4 protein-coding genes are annotated in these 3,710 nt (G+C 67.5%); 3 read left to right on the forward strand and 1 reads right to left on the reverse strand.

What is annotated here, in order from left to right; genetic code table 11:
- Positions 1 to 362: hypothetical protein (locus ABDV69_RS20520; RefSeq protein ID WP_343577617.1), on the reverse strand; the 362-nt coding region annotated here is incomplete at its 3' end.
- Positions 363 to 499: 137 nt separating this feature from the next.
- On the opposite strand from ABDV69_RS20520, the gene ABDV69_RS20525 reads away from it, so the two are divergent.
- From ABDV69_RS20525 to ABDV69_RS20535, 3 genes are all read left to right on the forward strand, one after another.
- Entirely contained in the window at positions 500 to 1,513 is a 1,014-nt protein-coding gene (locus ABDV69_RS20525) for an NADP-dependent oxidoreductase (protein WP_343577619.1), read from the forward strand.
- 205 nt (positions 1,514 to 1,718) lie between these two features.
- Complete coding sequence (locus tag ABDV69_RS20530; protein WP_343577620.1) at positions 1,719 to 2,477, forward strand: evbL; 759 nt, start codon at positions 1,719 to 1,721, stop codon at positions 2,475 to 2,477.
- A gap of 105 nt (positions 2,478 to 2,582) precedes the next feature.
- Positions 2,583 to 3,434, forward strand: a complete 852-nt coding sequence (locus ABDV69_RS20535; protein WP_343577622.1) for an SAM-dependent methyltransferase — start codon at positions 2,583 to 2,585, stop codon at positions 3,432 to 3,434.
- Positions 3,435 to 3,710 lie beyond the last annotated feature (276 nt).

Raw genomic sequence — 3,710 nt, forward strand, 5'->3', positions numbered from 1 at the left:
TGCCTCAACGCGGCCTCGATCGCCGACTGGCGCCCGGTCAACCAGCCGGGCCGTTTCACCTCCAGAACGAGATACTTGAGACCCAGCCGGGTCAGCACGATGTCGGCCCGTTCCACCTGCGGCCGAACGTTTTCTATCGGCCAGTCCAGGACGGTGGTGAAAAGGTTCTCCAGGATGTTCTCGGCGACCTTCTCGACGGGTTGCCCGCCCCCGCCTTGTTGCAGGCGTCTCCGGCGCTCGGCGGCAAACACCGGCCACGCCGTTTTGATACGTTCGGCGCACTTACGGTAAGCGGCCAGCTTGCTGACCGAATCACCACCCGCACTCGCACTTACAGTTTCCACCATGTCTGGCTCCGGCATACCTCGAGGTTAGGCAGACCGCGGCCGCCAGTAGGGTGCATCGGCAAAGTAATTGCAGCACGTCAACTCGGCGCCGACCCGAACCGACAGCGCCTTATGGCCGTTCGCCGTCGGCGCTTGGCGCTACCTTGTACCTGATGGCCGAACATAACCGCCGCTTCCTTCTCCGTCAGCGCCCCACCGGACGTATCGACGCCAACACCTTCGAGCTCAGCGAGGAGCCGATGCCGAACATCGGCGACGGCGAGGCGCTCGTGCGCGTCGACTGGATCTCGTTGGACCCCACGAACCGCGGGTGGATCAACGACACCCCGACCTACCTGCCGCCGGTCGGCATAGGCGAGGTCATGCGCGGGCTCGGCCTAGGCGAGGTCGTCGCGTCCAACAGCCCGGACTATCGGGTCGGCCAGACGGTGCAGGGCCTCGTCGGCTGGCAGCAGTACGCGGTCGCATCGGCCGAGGCGCCGCTGACGCCGGTCAAGGTCGCCGAGGGCGTCTCGCCGAGCGCCTATCTCGGCGCGCTCGGCATGACCGGACTCACCGCGTGGGTCGGGATCCGCGACATCGGCAAGCCGCAGCCGGGGGAGACGGTTGTGGTCTCGGCGGCGGCCGGGGCGGTCGGCTCGGTCGCCGGTCAGCTCGCCAAGGCCGCCGGCGCACGCGTCGTCGGGATCGCCGGCGGCCCCGAGAAGTGCGCGCTGGTCACCGAACGGCTCGGCTTCGATGCGGCCGTCGACCACCGCGCCGACGACTGGGCCGCCCAGCTTGCCGCGGCCACGCCCGACGGGATCGACGTCGACTTCGAGAACGTGGGCGGCGACATCATGGACGCCATCTTCGCGCGCCTGAACATCGGTGCCAGGGTGGCGTTGTGCGGCATGATCTCCGGCTACAACTCGGCCGACCCGCCGCCCGGGCCGCGCGCGTTCGGAAACCTGCTGGTCCAGCGCGCGACGCTGCAGGGCTTCATCGTCTTGGACCACTTCGGGCGCGCGCCGGAGGCGATCACCGAGATCGCCGGCCTGATCGCCGGAGGCGCGCTCACCCCGCTCGAAACCGTCGTCGAGGGCTTCGAGCAGTTGCCGACGGCGATCAACATGTTGTTCGACGGCACGAACGTCGGCAAGCTCGTCGTCAAGGTCTCCGATTAGGCGGTAAGCGAAGCCTCGAATTACCCAGTGCCCCGACCCGATTCGCGTGCTACTGCATCGAATGCGCGCACCGTGTCGCCGTCGAGCGTGCGACCCACGTACACGCTCGGCGCCATGACGGCGGGACGCCGCTGACCACGCCGTCGCTACCGAACCCCAGGAGTAGCGTGCGACACACGCAGCGTCATGAATGACAAGGAGACCCATGAGCCACAACGACGTGCTCGACGCGGCCATCGCCGCGGCCTCGCCCATCGAACAAGCAGTCGCGGTGTTCATGTTGCACCCCGAGACGTTCGCCGAAAGCATCGCCGCCGGCTACCAGAACCCGCTCACCGGATACGTGGCCGGCCGCGGCGGGGTGCTGGGCGAGGCCACCGGCTGGACGGTCGGTTCGGTGTTCGTCGCGTTCGAAGCCAACTTCCTGCGGGGCCTGTGGGAGGAGGGCGTCGCGGTGCACGGCGCGGCCGGCGCGGCCGAGGTGTACTGGGACCAGATTGCCCGCTTCGCCCGCAAGCACCTGGCCGGCGCCGAAGGCCTGGACCGCATCGCGGCGCTGGGGGAGAAGATCATCACGGCGGCACCGGACGCGGGCCTGCCGCTGTATGCCGGCTGGCGCACCATGCCGCTGGCCGACGACGCGGCGGCGCGGGCGCTGCAGGTCATGCACGTTCTGCGTGAGCTGCGGGGCGGCGTGCATTTCAACGCCCTCACCATTTCCGGCATCACCCCGGTGGAAGCGCACATGCTCAATAAGGGCCATCAGTACGCGGCGATGTTCGGCTGGCCCGAGCCGTTCGCCGACGGCGCGGACAAGAAGGACCGCTACGCCGAGGTCGAGCAGGCGACCAACCGCCGGATGGCCGAGATTTTCGCGGCCGTGCTCACCCCCGACGAGGCGCAGGAACTGGCCCGGCTCAGCGCCGGCGCCCTGGCATCGCTGAGGGCCTCTGCCGCGACCTGAACGGCCGACGGGGCGTGTGCCGCGCCGTGGCGCCGTGCTGGGCGGTGACCCTTATACACGACCCAACGCGGATTCCACCAGCGCCGGAGTGCTATAACGCAACGTATGTCAGACACCGGGCATGTGATCACCCATGTTTCCGACACGGCCAGGTGGACTGCGCTCTACCGGGCTACCGAATCATCGCGGGCCGACGCGCTGTTCCGCGATCCGCTCGCCGAGCGCCTCGCGGGAACGCAGGGCCGCGCGATCGTCGCCAACTCTCCGGCGTCGAGCCGCAACGGCTGGTGGCTCATCGCGCGCACCAAGATCATCGATGACGCCATCGCCGAGGCGATCGCCAAAGGCTGCGATCGGGTGCTGAATCTGGCCGCCGGCTTGGACACCCGGCCCTACCGGTTGCACCTTCCGGCTGACTTCCTCTGGATCGAGGCGGACCTTCCGCAGTTGATCGAGGAGAAGACGCAACTTATTGCCGACCAGACGCCGCATTGCCGGTTGACACGGTCCGCGGTCGACCTCGCCGACCCGGTGGCCCGCGGCGCGTTTCTCGACGAGGCTCTCGACGGCGCAGCCAACGCGCTGGTGTTGACCGAAGGCCTGTTGATGTATCTCCAAGACCGTGATGTCGCAGCGCTTTCGGACGCGCTCGATCGGCCTGAGGTCTGCTGGTGGATGTTCGACTTCGGCGGCCCGGGACTGAAGAGGCTGATGAACAAGAAGATGTCCGGGATGCTGCAGAATGCCCCGTTCATCTTCGCGCCCGAAAACGGGTTGGCCTATTTCGAAGCACTGGGCTGGCGAGTCCTCGAATCGGAGCATCTTATGGCCGCTGCCAGGCGATTTCGCAGGCTGCCGATGTTCATGTGGCCAGCCCTGTGGGGTCCGCAGCCCGATCCACGTCATCCCGGCAGGCGGCCCTGGAGCGCTACAGCGCTGCTGACTCGCCGACACTGATTCGGCGGTTCCGCGACGCGCGACTCTCGACAGGCATCAGGCGTCAGCCGGCAATCGGCGGCTCATCGATTCGGCGGAGCGCCGCGAGATCACCACGGCCGGTCAAGCCAGAGCCACAAGATCAACGAGGCACACGGCTCGACGACACCCGACTTCCATACGCGGCCAACACATCCCATCGGCAGACTTTATTCGGGGAAGGGTCTATCGCTGATTCGGTGTAAGTGGTTCTAACCGCCCCCGGCGTGGGGCAGGAGGTACCACTGTTATGAACGA

It is taken from the genome of Mycobacterium sp. (assembly GCF_039583785.1).
Lineage (GTDB): Bacteria > Actinomycetota > Actinomycetes > Mycobacteriales > Mycobacteriaceae > Mycobacterium.

Excerpts from the sequence above, each read along its gene's own strand:
- ABDV69_RS20525 (WP_343577619.1), top strand. The coding sequence starts at position 500 with ATGGCCGAACATAACCGCCGCTTCCTTCTCCGTCAGCGCCCCACCGGA.
- ABDV69_RS20530 (WP_343577620.1), top strand. The coding sequence starts at position 1,719 with ATGAGCCACAACGACGTGCTCGACGCGGCCATCGCCGCGGCCTCGCCC.
- ABDV69_RS20535 (WP_343577622.1), top strand. The coding sequence starts at position 2,583 with ATGTCAGACACCGGGCATGTGATCACCCATGTTTCCGACACGGCCAGG.